Origin of the sequence: Paraburkholderia bengalensis (genome assembly GCF_037126505.1) — a bacterium.
In the GTDB taxonomy this organism is placed as follows: Bacteria; Pseudomonadota; Gammaproteobacteria; order Burkholderiales; family Burkholderiaceae; genus Paraburkholderia; species Paraburkholderia bengalensis.
Genome location: NZ_JACFYJ010000074.1, coordinates 25821 through 39533, shown reverse-complemented (window position 1 = coordinate 39533; position 13713 = coordinate 25821). Strand labels below are relative to the sequence as shown.

The 13713-nt window shown below is 64.2% G+C and carries 13 protein-coding genes; 10 read left to right on the top strand and 3 right to left on the bottom strand.

Annotated features, from left to right (window positions below):
• Window positions 1-214: 214 nt before the first annotated feature.
• From H3V53_RS31560 to H3V53_RS31550, 3 genes are all read left to right on the top strand, one after another.
• Complete coding sequence (locus H3V53_RS31560; protein WP_336601184.1) at window positions 215-1759, top strand: MDR family MFS transporter; 1545 nt, start codon at window positions 215-217, stop codon at window positions 1757-1759.
• Window positions 1760-2280: 521 nt separating this feature from the next.
• Window positions 2281-3408 (top strand): zinc ribbon domain-containing protein, encoded by a 1128-nt coding sequence (locus H3V53_RS31555; protein ID WP_336601183.1) that lies wholly within the window; start codon window positions 2281-2283, stop codon window positions 3406-3408.
• A gap of 16 nt (window positions 3409-3424) precedes the next feature.
• On the top strand, window positions 3425-4525 hold the full coding sequence (locus H3V53_RS31550; protein ID WP_336601182.1) for a TAXI family TRAP transporter solute-binding subunit: 1101 nt from the start codon (window positions 3425-3427) through the stop codon (window positions 4523-4525).
• 139 nt (window positions 4526-4664) lie between these two features.
• Here H3V53_RS31550 and H3V53_RS31545 read toward each other — a convergent pair whose 3' ends face one another.
• Together H3V53_RS31545 and H3V53_RS31540 are read right to left on the bottom strand one after the other, a co-directional pair.
• A complete protein-coding gene (locus H3V53_RS31545; protein WP_336601181.1) occupies window positions 4665-5201 on the bottom strand; it encodes a thioesterase family protein in 537 nt (178 codons plus the stop codon).
• Between the two features lie 135 nt (window positions 5202-5336).
• The gene (locus H3V53_RS31540) at window positions 5337-6440 is read right to left on the bottom strand and encodes an aromatic acid exporter family protein (RefSeq protein WP_336601180.1); all 1104 of its coding nucleotides are present in this window, start codon (window positions 6438-6440) and stop codon (window positions 5337-5339) included.
• Between the two features lie 299 nt (window positions 6441-6739).
• Between H3V53_RS31540 and H3V53_RS31535 the strand changes: the two genes are divergently transcribed.
• A complete protein-coding gene (locus H3V53_RS31535) occupies window positions 6740-7306 on the top strand; it encodes a GNAT family N-acetyltransferase (protein WP_336601179.1) in 567 nt (188 codons plus the stop codon).
• 64 nt (window positions 7307-7370) lie between these two features.
• Here the strand turns inward: H3V53_RS31535 and H3V53_RS31530 are convergent, their stop codons facing one another.
• Complete coding sequence (locus H3V53_RS31530) at window positions 7371-7925, bottom strand: putative glycolipid-binding domain-containing protein (protein WP_336601178.1); 555 nt, start codon at window positions 7923-7925, stop codon at window positions 7371-7373.
• Window positions 7926-8315: 390 nt separating this feature from the next.
• Between H3V53_RS31530 and H3V53_RS31525 the strand changes: the two genes are divergently transcribed.
• The 6 genes from H3V53_RS31525 (at window position 8316) to H3V53_RS31500 (ending at window position 13325) form a co-directional block, all read left to right on the top strand.
• Window positions 8316-9275, top strand: a complete 960-nt coding sequence (locus H3V53_RS31525; RefSeq protein WP_336601177.1) for an urea transporter — start codon at window positions 8316-8318, stop codon at window positions 9273-9275.
• A gap of 63 nt (window positions 9276-9338) precedes the next feature.
• The gene (locus H3V53_RS31520) at window positions 9339-10115 is read left to right on the top strand and encodes a class II aldolase/adducin family protein (protein ID WP_336601176.1); all 777 of its coding nucleotides are present in this window, start codon (window positions 9339-9341) and stop codon (window positions 10113-10115) included.
• A gap of 9 nt (window positions 10116-10124) precedes the next feature.
• On the top strand, window positions 10125-10343 hold the full coding sequence (locus tag H3V53_RS31515) for a 4-oxalocrotonate tautomerase (RefSeq protein WP_473766668.1): 219 nt from the start codon (window positions 10125-10127) through the stop codon (window positions 10341-10343).
• Between the two features lie 424 nt (window positions 10344-10767).
• Complete coding sequence (locus tag H3V53_RS31510) at window positions 10768-12156, top strand: cytochrome ubiquinol oxidase subunit I (RefSeq protein WP_419539597.1); 1389 nt, start codon at window positions 10768-10770, stop codon at window positions 12154-12156.
• A 28-nt stretch (window positions 12157-12184) separates the two neighbouring features.
• Window positions 12185-13186: a cytochrome d ubiquinol oxidase subunit II gene (gene cydB / locus H3V53_RS31505; protein ID WP_336601175.1), complete on the top strand. Its 1002-nt coding sequence runs from the start codon at window positions 12185-12187 to the stop codon at window positions 13184-13186.
• The gene (locus H3V53_RS31500) at window positions 13164-13325 is read left to right on the top strand and encodes a hypothetical protein (protein ID WP_336601174.1); all 162 of its coding nucleotides are present in this window, start codon (window positions 13164-13166) and stop codon (window positions 13323-13325) included. The genes cydB and H3V53_RS31500 overlap by 23 nt, the downstream gene beginning before the upstream one ends.
• The last annotated feature ends 388 nt before the right edge of the window (window positions 13326-13713 follow it).

Here is a 13713-nt window from a genome sequence, read left to right as displayed (position 1 = left end):
CCCGGGCGCGCGCCGCGGGCGTCTGCAGCGCCTGAACGGCGCGCGCCTCCACACCGACGCCTGCCCGCATGCTGCGTCCCCGCTTCTGCTTCTACTTTTGCTCCCCCTGCCGCCTGCCGCCAAATTTCTTTGCCATGACCATCAATTTGACGAGTGATCGGATATCGCATATATTAATCTGCATGTTAATTAATTTCAAGGCTGCTTGAAAGCAATGGAAGCCCAAGTGGAAGTCCGGGCGCAAGCCCAGGCGGAAGTCCAGTCCGGCCCCGCTGGCGCAGCGCCCATTGGCGCAGAGCGCCCGTCGCTGCGCGTGCTGTTTCCGGCGCTGCTGCTGGTCATGCTGCTCGCGGCGCTCGACCAGACCATCGTGTCGACGGCGCTGCCCACCATCGTCGGTGAACTCGGCGGGCTCGACAGCCTGTCGTGGGTCGTCACGGCATATCTGCTGACGTCGACGATCGTCGTGCCGCTGTACGGTAAGTTTGGCGACCTGTTCGGCCGCAAGGTGGTCTTGCAGACGGCGATCGTGCTGTTCCTGATCGGCTCGGCGCTATGCGGGGTCGCGCAGAACATGACGCAGCTGATTCTGCTGCGCGCGCTGCAAGGTCTCGGCGGCGGCGGCCTGCTCGTCATCACGATGGCCGCCATCGGCGACGTGATTCCGCCCGCCGAACGCGGCCGCTATCAGGGCGTGTTCGGCGGCGTATTCGGCCTTGCCACCGTGATCGGTCCGATGATGGGCGGCTTTCTCGTCGACCATCTGTCGTGGCGCTGGATTTTCTACATCAACGTGCCGCTCGGTATCGTCGCGCTGCTGGTGATCGGCGCCGTGTTCAAACCGCGCGTCGCGCATGTGAAGCACACCATCGACTACATGGGCGCGGCGTTTCTCGCGGGCGCCCTCACCTGCGTGATCCTGTTCACGAGCCAGGGCGGTACCGTGTTGCCGTGGAACTCGCCGCAGCTGTGGTGCACGCTCGTGCTGGCGTTCATCTGCATCGGCGGCTTCATCTATGAAGAGCGTCTCGCCGTCGAGCCGATCATGCCGCTCGAACTGTTCCGCGACCGCACCTTCCTGCTGTCGAGCGCGATCGGTTTTATCGTCGGCGTATCGCTGTTCGGCTCGGTGACGTTCCTGCCGATGTACCTGCAGGTCGTAAAGAATTCGACACCGTCGCAAGCCGGCATGCAAATGCTGCCGATGATGGGCGGCGTGCTGCTGATGTCGATCGTCACGGGCCGCATCATCAGCAAGATCGGCAAGTACAGGATGTTCCCGATCATGGGCACGTTTCTCGTCGGCGTCGCGATGGTGCTGCTCACCACGCTCAAGCTCGATACGCCAGTCCATGTGATGTATGCGTACATGGGCGTGCTCGGCTGCGGTCTCGGCATGGTCATGCAGGTGCTGATTCTCGCCGTGCAGAATGCCGTGCCGTTCAGGCATCTCGGCACGGCGACGTCGGGCGCGACGCTGTTCCGTTCGATCGGCGGCTCGGTGGGCGTGGCGGCGTTCGGCGCCATCTTTTCGAATGGTCTGAGCACACGCCTGCAGGCGCTGATTCCGCCCGATACCGAATTGCCGCACGCACTCGGCCCCGCTGCCATCCATCATCTGCCGAACGTGCTGCGCGACGATTATCTGCAGGCATTCGCAGGCGCGCTGCATACGGTGTATATCGTCGCGGCGTGCGTGGTCGTGCTCGCATTCGTGCTTGCATGGATGTTGAGAGATCACCCGCTGCGAAAGCAGTAAAAACGGTCATTGCCTAGCGCAATCGCAGAGAACATTTCGGACAAACACTAGCCAATCCTCGCGCATCGATACGCACTCCGCACTCAATGCGTGCAGCATGTGAACGGGAAGATTGGCATTGAAGGCCGGCCGCGTTTAAGCGTGTCGGCCTTTCTATTTGAATGCGCCTTTCCTATGATCAATTGACGCGTGCGCACGTTGTATTCACGTCTATGCGAAAACCCTGATAAGCGATCGTTTTCCTACTGTATTTGCAGGCCGATACGTATGTAGGTGACAACGTCGATTGACGCGACGGGCGAAAGAAACCATATTGCACAGACAGCGGCCCCGTAGCGAAACGACTGGGCGGGCCGCTACCCAGCGCATGTGGATCGCGAGTACCGCCAACTACGACGTTTGCTTCACTTCGATCCTGAGCATGCCGAAACGGCATCGCATACAACTGGTTGGGGTTAAGCATGTCTGCTGAAACATCACCTGCCCAGGGCTTCCCAACGCCGTGCACACGGTGTGGCGGCGTGCTGTACCAGCATGTCGATTTCTGCCCGTATTGCGGCGCAGATCATCCCCTTGAGCGAACCCCGCGCAAGCGCGCAGGCGCGCAACTGCGCGCTGTCGAGACGACGCCGCCCGCTTCCGGCGAACTGGCCGTCGCTGGCGCGAGCGTACCGCCGCTCGCTTCGTCCGACCTGCCTGTTCCCCCGCTCGATGCGCCGCAACCGCTCTGGCAATCAGCCGGCCGCTGGATCTTCACGAAAGGCGTAGTGCTGCTGCTGTTCGTGGCGGCACTCGGCTATGCGGGTTATCTGCTGCTCGGCGACAACCGCAAGCAGGACACGAACAGCGACGAGCCGACGAACAGCGCGAGCACCTCGGGCGGCTCAATTTCGCCATACACGCCGCCCGCCACGCACAACGTGCCAACCTCGAACGTCACCAACGTCCCGCCCGCGAAGACGCCGCCCACGTCGATCGCCGCGCCAAGGCCGCCCGTCGTTCGTCACTACCGTGATGTGCCCGATGCGTTGCGCGCAGCGCACGCAAGTCTTGCGCAGAGCAATCTCGCCGAAGCGAAGTCGGCGTTGTCCGATGCGCTGTCCGTCGATCCGAACAACACCGACGCCGTGCAGATGCAAAGCGATCTCAAGGATCGCGAGAACAAGCGGGATATCGCGCTCGGCGCGGCCAATACCTGCGCGAAGGACAAGTTGTGGGGCTGCGTGCGTGAGCGCGCATCGCAAGCGCTCGCGCTCGACGTCAGCAGCACCGACGCGCAGGCGCTGCTCGAACGCGTGATCCTGTCGACGGGCTGGAAACCGCTGACAGGCAACGCGAACGCGAACACCGCCGCGAATGCACCCGCCAACACAAGCGCGAGCACCGCGCCCGCGACTGCGCCGCAGCCGCCTGGCATGGCTGCGTCGGCGCCTGCCGTCCCTCACGCAGCGAGCGCCGTCAGCGCCCTCGACGCGCAGATTGCGCGCGATCCGCGAATCGGGCTGGAAGCAGGCGCCGTCGGGCAGCACCGCGAACAAACCGTAGAGCACGTCACGCAATCGAAAACACGCAGCAACACAACAACGCATTGCAAGCCTGATGTAACGGAACATGCGCGTCAGCCGTTGGCGCATGCTGTTTCAACATAGACAAGGTAGGTAGACCATGCTCAAAACAATATCGACGGGATTGGCGGGACTCGTGGCCTTGTTGATCGCGTCGCTGGCCGTGGCGGCCGGGGTCAACGCGCACTACAAGATCGTGACGGGACAGGAGCGCGGCACGTATATCCAGATCGGCGCCGACCTCGCGAAATACGTCGCGCAGCCTGCTGGCATCGACCTCGAAGTAATGCCGTCCAAGGGCTCCGCCGAGAACGTGCAGCGCATGCGTTTCGAGCCCGGCGTGAAGCTCGCGCTCGTGCAGTCGGATGTGTATCAGGCGTACCTCGACATGGCCAATTCGGGCAACGCCGACGCGGGCACGACGATCCGCCCATTGCGTCTCATCATGCCGCTGTACAACGAAGAGATCTACTTCGTCGTACGCAACGACTCGCCGATGAAAACCATCAACGAGATCAAGGACAAGGTCATCAGCATCGGTCCGATTGGCAGCGGCACGGCGCAATCGGCGACGACGCTGTACCGCCTGATGTTCAACCAGCCGATCACCGAGCAGAACACGCAGAGCCTCAGCAACGAAGACGCGATCGCCGCGCTGGTGGTGAAGAAAATCGACGTGGCCGTGATCGTCGCTGGACAGCCGGCCAAGCTTTTCACCGACATGAACCCCGATCTGCTCGCGCAAATCCGCATCTTGCGCCTCGACCCAAGTGCGCCCGAAACGGCGCGTGCGAAGGAAACGTATTTTCCGGCGACGATTCGTCAGGGCAGCTATCCGAACTGGCTGAAGGATGACGTCCCGACGCTCACCGTGAAGGCGTTTCTCGTCACTTACGATTACGGCCTGCGCGACACGGTCAGCAACCTGAACCGGTTCGCCGACTCGCTGTGCGAGAACTTCGACGTGCTGCAGGAAAAAGGCCATCCGAAGTGGAAGCAGGTGAAGCTCGAACTGCCGCCGCTCACGAAAGGCTGGCAATACTATCCGCCCATCGAGCGACACCTGCGCTCGTGCATTGCGCACCGCGCGTCGATGCCGACGCCCGCCGCCACCACCGCGACGACCGCCCCGGCGCAGCCGAAGCCCGCCAAGCGCCCCTGCTCCGATCAGGAACGGCTGCTGCTGTTGTGCGGCAAATGACGGCGCGCTGACGCGAGCATCGTCATCCAACGCCACGGCCTTCGCGCCGTGGCGTTGGCTTTTGCGTCACGCGATATGAAGCAAGGCTTAGGGTCGTATTGCGCGCGTCTGCTTTGCAGACGGGCGCGGACTCACTGCGTCATCCTCGCGCAGCGGCCACCTCCATTCCACCTTCCGCGTTGCTCCACTGCACGATCCATTCAGGCAGCGCAGGCGAGCCGTGCGCCACGCCCGCCAGCGCGAGCAGTTCGCTGGTCGGCACGGTGCCGCCGCTGCGCTTCAGAAACCTCGCCCGCACGACGCCCAACGCGACCTGCATGCCGTCGCGTTCGAAACCCTGTTCGATGAACACATGTTTCTCGTCCCAGCCGATCACGCGCGTCGCCACGACATAGCGGTCCCACAGCTCCAGCGAGCGATGAAAGCGCATCGTCTCCAGCGTGACGACGGGATACCAGCCGAGCCTGTTCAGTTGACGCCACATGCGCGAGCGCACCATCAGGTCGACGCGCGCCAGATCGAGGATCGCGAAATAGCGGCTGTTCGTCATATGCCGCAGCACGTCGAGATCGTTCGGCCACACGCGAAACGGCGTGACGCAGCGATCGAGCACATGCAGACGTCCGCGACACGGACTGAACATCACAGTGAGGAAAAGACGCAGCAGCAGATTCATCGCAAGACCCATATCGGCAGCGCCGGCAACACACGCTGCCGGCAAACGAGCCCGCATGTTAATCGACGGATCATTGCGCCGGCAGCGCCGCGACAGCGAGTGGTTGTAGAACACCTCTTCGCATTGCGCGCGCCGTCACGCGAGCGCCGCCGGCTGCCCGCTGGCGATGTGCGACGTATGCATATCGCTCAGCCGGCACAGCAGCATGCCGTAACCCGCGAGATGCCCGAGGTAGACGCTCGTGAACACGCCCGGCGCAGGCAGCGTGTCGACGACTTCGCGCAACGCGTCCATCTGCAGCGGCTTCTCGGTGAGCGCGGGCCGTTCGACGCGCAGGTCCGCGACGAGTGCGAGCTTCCGATGCGCGTCGAGCAGCTTCGCGAGACCCGCGAGAAATGCCGCGCGCCACTTTGGATCGAGCGCGGCGAACTGGTCGTGGAACGTGCAGAGCGTCTCCAGAAAATTGACGAGCGAGTCGAACAGTTCGTGATAACACCAGAACAGCGGCAGCCGGTCGCGATTGCGCTGCAGATGCGGCGACATCCACGCCTGCTGCAAATCGAGCTTCAGCAGGCCATGTGCTTCCTTCAGATCGGTGCTCGACTTTCGCAGCTTGTCGGTGATCGCTTTGAGCTGCGTCAGATCGTGCTGGCCGGCGGCGAGATGCTCAAGCGCCTGCACGGCCTGCTCGTTGCCGTCGTTGACGAGCGTGTTGGCCCAGAAACCGTGATCGGGCGGAAACGCAATCTGCTGGATGATGAAGCCGAGCAGCATGCCCAGCACCACGCCGATCAGGCGCTGTTCGAGCAGCGGCAAATGCTCGCCCGTGTAGAGCACGAGTGTCATTGGAATCGTGACGCTCGTCATCTGGAACAGCGAAGGCTTGAGCCGCACGATCGCGAAGATCACGAGCGGCAGCAGCAGCGTACCGAGCCACAGATGCGGCGCGGTGACCCAGATCACCAGCGTCGCAATCGGCATCGCCACGACGTTCGACATCACCCGTCGATAGAAATACCCGCGCGCGGCTGAAATCGAGCTGCCTAGCGCGAGCGTCAGCATGGTCGAACTGGCGAGCGCGACGGCCGCTTCCGGATAGCCCAGGTTATAGGGAATCGAGAAGCCGATCCACAGCCCCAGCGCGAGCTTCACGTACTTGGCGTTTTCCGATAGCGAAAAGCGCGCGAGCGCGCGGCGAAACGGCGTCAGCGGCTTGTGAGCGTACGAAGCGGTCGACATGGTGGCTCCTGCAATCAGGCGACGCATGGAAAACGCATGCGCAGTGCGCGGCGCTCGATGCGGGCCAGCCCGCATTGCCGCGCGTTCGGCGACATTCGGTCGAATTGTACCGATCCGTCTGCGGCCTGCGCTCGGCTGGTCGCGCGAGTGCGAGCCCCGCAACGACGCCCGCAAACGGATGCCACCAGGCGCCTGAAACACTTACCGTTGCGCGCGCCGCCATTTTTGACCGGCTTCATTTCCGCGCGCGCCGCAGGCATAGTGAGAGGTTTCCAGCTTCGATTCCGCACGCCGACACAATGAGCGAGACCTCCCCGGCCGCCGCGCCCGTCATCCGCGACGCCACCGACCACGACTTCGCCGCCATCCAGGCCATCTACGCGCATCACGTGCTGACGGGCGTCGCTTCGTTCGAAGAGACGCCGCCTTGCGCCGACGAACTGAAGAAGCGCCGCGCCGCTGTGCTGTCGCACGGCCTGCCGTATATCGTCGCGGAGGTCGACGGCAAGGTTGCCGGGTATGCCTATGCAACGCTGTACCGGCCACGCGTCGCGTATCGCTACACGATCGAGGACTCGATCTACATCGACGATGCATGCCGTGGACGCGGCGTCGGCCGCGCGCTGCTCGCGGCGCTGATCGAACGCTGCGAACAGGGGCCGTGGCGTCAGATGATCGCCGTGATCGCGGACGGCGGGCGTGGCGGCTCGCTGTCGCTGCATCGTCAGGCGGGATTCGAACTGGTCGGCACGCTCAAGGCAGTCGGCTTCAAGCACGGCCGCTGGCTCGATTCGACGGTGATGCAGCGCGCGCTAGGCGCAGGCAGCGAAGTGTTGCCGGCCGCGGCGAACACTGGCGGCGAATGAGCGGCAACTGAGCGACGAATGAACGACGAATGAGCGACGGCAAGCGCCGTCGCGACGCGTCGTTTCAGGCGAGCGGCAACGTGCGTGTGAACATCGTCGGATAGTCGATGACCAGTCCGTCGCCGTCGACCTTCAACTCGGCGGCAAAGCCCGTATCGATGCCTTCGTAGCGATACTCGATGTCCGGCTCGATACACGTGTACGCCTGCTCGACGCGCGAAACCTGCAAATCGGGCGTCGAGATGAAGACGACGCCGATCGGTTCGCGCGCGCCCTTCGCCAGTTGCAGACGACGGATGGGCAGCGTGTTCGTATAAGGCGTCGCGGCAATGTCGATATCGATGCAGCCGGCGAGCGACGTGAGCACGAGCCCGTGACCATCGCGCCAGTTGCCTTCGCCGTCGCCATGCAGATCCAGTTCCGGGCCGCCCATCACTTTCAGCCACGCGTGCACGGTGCGCCACTGCCGGTCGCATTTGACGCGGTACGCGAGGCCATATGCGCGCCCGTCGCGTTCGCCGACCAACACGCTTTCGGCATAAAAGCCGTCGTCGCGCGCGTCGAACGCGAGATGCTCGACGCCTTCGCCTTCTTGCGGGGTCCATCGGATTTCACGCATGAATCCGTCTCCTTCGTGTGATATTTGCGAAACGCGTGGACTGGCACGCCGACACCTGTCCGTGCAAACGCTGGACCACATCGTAGCGCGACCGGTTGCGCGGCGAGCGACGGGCTTGCGATCGTATCGCGACGCGTCTATTTTGCCGGCTTTGTCGTTTCGACATGGGGCAAAGCGCCGCCGGAGGCCGCGCTGTAGCCACAGCTTATCGCCACAACGGCAGCCACCGCCGCGCCGCAAATAGCCGCTATCAGCGCATGCGCATGCCGTTCGGGTTGCGCCTGCCCTATGCTCGCGATTCGTCCGCTTCGAAACCGCACCGGCCGCGCGCATTCCACGTTGCGCGGCCCGCTCGCGCGTTCGCCGCGTCAGCTGAACCGATACCTTGCGATGTCCGCCCCGTCCCATCAAGAACCGCTCGATGCGCTGCGCACGCTGCTGCGCAGCTTCGGCCAGATCGTCCTGCAGCCCAGCGCGGCGACGGGCGCATGCATCCTCGCCGCGTGGCTCGTCTGCGACCCGCGCCTCGCGTGCGCGGCGCTGACGGGCGCGATTGCAGCGAACATCGGTGCGCTGTTGCGCGGCTATGATGCCGCCGATACGCGCGACGGATTGCACGGCTTCAACGGCGCGCTGGCGTCGCTCGCCGCATTCACCTTCATCGCCGAAGACAGCACTGCCATCGCCGTCGCAATACTCGCCGCGACGGCCGTCGCGTGGCTGCTCGGTCCGTGGGCGCGGCTGCTCCGTTCGTACGGTCTGGGCGTCTATTCGAGCCCATGCCTGCTCGTTACATGGACATGGCTGCCACTCGTCCATCCGGCGTCTGCCCATGCCGCCGCGACCGACACGTTCGCGTGGCTCGCGCTGATGCGCGGCATGTTCGCGGGCCTCGCGCAGACCTCGTTTGCAGGCGGCGCGCTGGCGGGCGCGCTGATACTGGGCGGCATCGCGTGGTCGTCGCGGCGCTCGGCGCTGTTCGCGCTCGCGGGCGCAGCGCTCGCGACGTCCTCACTCTGGCTCGTTTGCGCCGATTACGCAGCGCTCGACGCGGGCCTGCTAGGATTCAATGGTGCGCTCGCCGCGCTGGCGCTTGCCGATTGCGGCGCGCCGGCGGCGCTGATGGGCGTCGGCATCGCGGTCGCGCTGCAGCAGGCCGCGTCGATGTACGGCGTGCCCGCGCTGAGCGCGCCGTTCGTGCTTGCAACGTGGACGGTACGCGTGCTCGCGCGCGATACGCGCCGCGAACACGCAACCCACAAGGAGATACCGGTTCGTGTCGCACAGCACGTGCGCGCGTCCGACGTGGATCGACATGCAGCAGGCCGCGCCGTGTCGCCCGAGCGCTAGCGGCTGTCGGGCAAGAGCGCTTTTGGGCAATAACCGTGCAAGAGATCAGAGTAAGGAGACGTCATGTCGTTCGCCCACACGCCTGCGGGCCGCGTTGCACAGTCGAAGCCGATGTCGGACGCGGAACGGCGCACGCGCGTCGATCTCGCGGCTGCCTACCGGCTTGCGGCGCTCAACGGTTGGGACGATCTCGTCTACACCCATATTTCGGCAAGCGTGCCCGACGAGCCCGGCCATTTCCTGATCAATCCATTCGGCCTGTCATTCGACGAGGTCCGCGCGTCGAATCTCGTGAAGATCGACATCGACGGCAACATCATCGGCGAAAGCGAGCATCCCGTGAACGCGACGGGCTTCGCGCTGCATGCCGCCGTGCACGCGGCGCGCGCCGATGCGTTCTGCGTCATGCATCTGCACAACACGGCGGGCATCGCGGTGTCGCTGCAAAAGGACGGCCTGTTGCCGGGCTCCCAGCATGCGCTGCGCTTTCACGGCTATCTTGCGTATCACGAGTATGAGGGTCTCGCGTTCACGCCCGCCGAGGCTGAGCGGCTCGTTGCCGATCTCGGCAGCAAGCCTGCCATGCTGTTGCGCAATCACGGCACGCTGACGGCGGGCCGCACTGTCGCCGAGGCGTACGTGCTGATGGCGACGCTGATCAAGGCGTGCGAGATCCAGCTCCAGGCGCAAGCAGGCGGCGGCGCGCTGGTGCTGCCTTCGGAGGCGGTTGCCGAACGCACGGCCGAGCAGCTTGATGACGGCGGCGCCATCGAAGGTGCGATCGAGTGGCCCGCGCTGCTGCGCAAGCTCGATCGCCTCGACGCGTCTTTCCGCGACTGACTTTTTTCAATGCTTCAACTCATTTCGGAGGACACGGATATGCCTACTTTCCACATCGAACTGTTCGAAGGCCGCACTGTCGAGCAGAAACGCCAGTTCGTCGAAGCGATCACCAAGGCGACCTGTGAGTCGCTGAACGTCGAACCGAATTCCGTCGATATCGTGCTGATCGATGTGAAACGGGAGAACTGGGCGACGGGGGGCCGGTTGTGGAGCGATGCGCCGTAAGGCTTCGCGCGATGGCGGGTGACTGCGCGGCGCTTGATGCGAGCGCCGTTGAAGCGCGATGCCACCCGTTTCCCGTGCGACACCCAGCCGCAACCGCCCCAACGCTCACACCCCACTCGCATTGATTGACGCTTCGCCAGCCGTCGCGCGACCGTCACAGGTCCCATGCTGCGACGCGGTGGATTGCCGCAGATTTCCCGTCTGCCCACGCATCCGCCGCCGCCAACGACGAACAAAAAACCTGATCCACATCAACCAGTTATCTCGATAATGCGGCGCAACCGCGCCGCGCGGCTGCGCCATATCGCCACAGCGCGCATCGCAGCAAAATCTCCCGCAATCCCCTACGCTTGCCGTCATCTGCACGACGCAGCGCACATCGAAACCCGTTCACGCGCCGCGTCCTTTTTTCGGATTCGGACACATGAACACCGCAATCTCCGCCTTCGACCTCGCGCGCATGCAGTTCGCGTTTACGGTCTCGTTTCACATTGTCTTTCCCGCGCTGAGCATTGGACTCGCGAGCTTCATCGCCGTGCTCGAATGGCGCTGGCTGAAAACCGGTAAGGCCTACTACAAAGCCCTGTGCCTGTTCTGGTCGAAGATATTCGCCGTGGCCTTCGGCATGGGCGTCGTGTCGGGCGTCGTGATGAGCTACGAGTTCGGCACCAACTGGGCAGGCTTCTCGTCGTTCGCCGGTCCCGTCACGGGTCCGCTGCTGATGTACGAAGTGATGACGGCGTTCTTCCTCGAAGCGGGCTTTCTCGGCATCATGCTGTTCGGCTGGCAGCGCGTGAGTCCGCGCGCGCACTTCGGCGCGACGCTGATGGTCGCGATCGGCACGCTGATCTCGACGTTCTGGATTCTCGCCTCCAATAGCTGGATGCAAACGCCGCAAGGCTTCGATATCGTCGACAACCGCGTCGTCCCCGTCGACTGGTTCAAGATCATCTTCAATCCGTCGTTTCCGTACCGTCTCGCGCATATGGCGATTGCCGCGTTCATCGTCACGGCGCTCGTGGTCGCGGCCGTCGGCGCATGGCATCTGCTCAAGGGCCGGCGCGACAACGCCGTCAAGAAGATGTTCTCGATGGCGCTGTGGATGCTGCTGATCCTCGCGCCCGTGCAAGCCTTCGTCGGCGATGCACATGGACTCAACACGCGCGAATACCAGCCCGCCAAAATCGCGGCAATCGAAGGCCTGTGGGACACCGAAAAAGGCGGCACCGCGCTGAACCTGTTCGGCATTCCAGACATGCAGGCCGAAACGACGAAGTACGCCGTGTCGATTCCGCACCTCGGCAGCCTGATCCTCACGCATAGCTGGGACGGCGAAATTCGCGGCCTGAAGAGCTTCCCGAAAGAAGACCGCCCGAACTCGACGGTCGTGTTCTGGAGCTTCCGCGTGATGGCGGGTCTCGGCGTCGCGATGATCGCGTTTGCGCTCGCCGCGTGGGCGCTGCGCCGCCACGGCAAGCTGTATGAAGCGAAGTGGTTCCAGCGCATCGCGATTGCGATGGGCCCGACGGGCTTCATCTCGCTGCTGGCCGGCTGGGTGACGACGGAAGTGGGCCGCCAGCCGTGGGTCGTGTACGGCGTGAAGCGCACCGTCGAAGCCGTGTCGCCGCTGTCCGCGCAGCAGGTGGGCATCTCGCTGATGGCGTTCGTCGTCATCTACTTCCTCGTGTTCGGCACGGGCATCTACTACATGTTCAAGCTGATGCGCACCGGTCCTGCGCTGCCCGGCCGCACGCCGGACGGCGTCCCGGATGCGCCGCCCGCTTTCGCCGCCGATCGGCTGATCGACGCCTGATTTCCCTTCGAAACCCGCGAGACAAAAAATGGATGTGACCGTAGTCTGGGCCGCGATCATCGCACTGGGCCTTTTCATGTACGTCGTGCTGGACGGCTTCGATCTGGGCATCGGCATCGTGTTTCCGTTCTTCCCCGAAGAAAAAGAGCGCGACCTGATGATGAACACCGTTGCGCCCGTCTGGGACGGCAACGAGACGTGGCTCGTGCTCGGCGGCGCGGGGCTGTTCGCGGCGTTTCCCGTCGTCTACTCGACGGTGTTGTCGGCGCTGTATCTGCCCCTCGTCTTCATGCTGGCGTGTCTGATTTTCCGCGGCGTATCGTTCGAAATCCGCGCGAAGGCGAATCGCACGAAGCATCTGTGGGATCTGGCGTTCATCGGCGGCTCGACGGGCGCCGCCTTCTTTCAGGGCGTCGCGCTCGGCGCGTTCCTGCAAGGCATTCCCGTCACGGACGGCCGCTTCACGGGCGATGCGTTCGGCTGGCTCACGCCGTTCTCGCTGCTCACGGGCCTCGGGCTCGTCGTCACCTATGCGCTGCTCGGCTGCTGCTGGCTCGTCGCGAAGACGGAAGGCGACCTGCAGCGGCGGCTGCATCGCGTCGTCTGGCCGCTGACGATCGTGCTGCTCGGCTTCATCGTCGTGGTGAGCCTGTGGACGCCGCTGCAGGAACCCGACATCGCGCAACGCTGGTTCGACGCAGGCCTCTTCTGGCGGCTCGTGCCCGTGCCGTTCCTCGTCGCGATCTGTGCGTACTTCATGCGACGCGCCGTGCGCGACCGGCATCACAACACGCCGTTCATGATGGCGCTCGGCCTGGTGCTGCTCGGCTATCTCGGGCTGCTGGTGAGCTTGTGGCCGTACGCCATCCCGTCGAGCCTCACGCTCTGGGAAGCGGCCGCGCCGCGCTCGAGCCAGATGTTCACGCTCGTCGGCGCGGCCGTCATCATCCCGATCATCATCGGCTATACGACCTTGGGTTACTGGGTTTTCCGCGGCAAGGTGCGCCATGGCGACGTCCACTACCACTAAGCCCGCCCGCCTGCCACGCACGCGCCTGCCCGGCTGGCTCTGGTTCATCGCGCTATGGTGCGGCGGGGTGGGCGGCGCGATGATCGTCGGGTATGCGTTCAAGGCACTGATGAACGTGACGCTGTTCGCGATTACCTGAGCGTCGCGGGCGGACGCGGCGCGCTGAAAAACCGCTCGCGCGCCCGCCTGCTTCGGGTTAAGGCAACCCGGCGCAGTCGCCGCGCATCACCGGCGCATGATTAATGCGGAAACCCGCGCATAACCCACCGCACGGGCTTACGCCGCCTGCCTGCCCGCCTTCAAAATCCTTCCGCAAAGCTCGTCTTCGTAGCAGGCCGCGACACCGACGCCTCGTCCGGCCACGGATGCAGTGCCGCAAGAACCGAGGGAGCCACACGCGCCATCCGCGACGGCTTTGCCGGATTGTCCGGCAAAGCCGCAGCGGCAGCGCGAGCGAGACCAGACCACGGATCAGGTCGCACCAATCCCGTCGCATTCCGGACGGACGGCGCGAACAGCAGCTATCA

Coding starts and splice junctions, on each gene's coding strand:
- H3V53_RS31510 (WP_419539597.1), top strand. CDS start 10,768: ATGAACACCGCAATCTCCGCCTTCGACCTCGCGCGCATGCAGTTCGCG.
- H3V53_RS31500 (WP_336601174.1), top strand. CDS start 13,164: ATGGCGACGTCCACTACCACTAAGCCCGCCCGCCTGCCACGCACGCGC.
- H3V53_RS31535 (WP_336601179.1), top strand. CDS start 6,740: ATGAGCGAGACCTCCCCGGCCGCCGCGCCCGTCATCCGCGACGCCACC.
- H3V53_RS31530 (WP_336601178.1), bottom strand. CDS start 7,925: ATGCGTGAAATCCGATGGACCCCGCAAGAAGGCGAAGGCGTCGAGCAT.
- H3V53_RS31545 (WP_336601181.1), bottom strand. CDS start 5,201: ATGAATCTGCTGCTGCGTCTTTTCCTCACTGTGATGTTCAGTCCGTGT.
- H3V53_RS31520 (WP_336601176.1), top strand. CDS start 9,339: ATGTCGTTCGCCCACACGCCTGCGGGCCGCGTTGCACAGTCGAAGCCG.
- H3V53_RS31540 (WP_336601180.1), bottom strand. CDS start 6,440: ATGTCGACCGCTTCGTACGCTCACAAGCCGCTGACGCCGTTTCGCCGC.
- H3V53_RS31515 (WP_473766668.1), top strand. CDS start 10,125: ATGCTTCAACTCATTTCGGAGGACACGGATATGCCTACTTTCCACATC.
- H3V53_RS31525 (WP_336601177.1), top strand. CDS start 8,316: ATGTCCGCCCCGTCCCATCAAGAACCGCTCGATGCGCTGCGCACGCTG.
- H3V53_RS31550 (WP_336601182.1), top strand. CDS start 3,425: ATGCTCAAAACAATATCGACGGGATTGGCGGGACTCGTGGCCTTGTTG.
- H3V53_RS31560 (WP_336601184.1), top strand. CDS start 215: ATGGAAGCCCAAGTGGAAGTCCGGGCGCAAGCCCAGGCGGAAGTCCAG.
- cydB (WP_336601175.1), top strand. CDS start 12,185: ATGGATGTGACCGTAGTCTGGGCCGCGATCATCGCACTGGGCCTTTTC.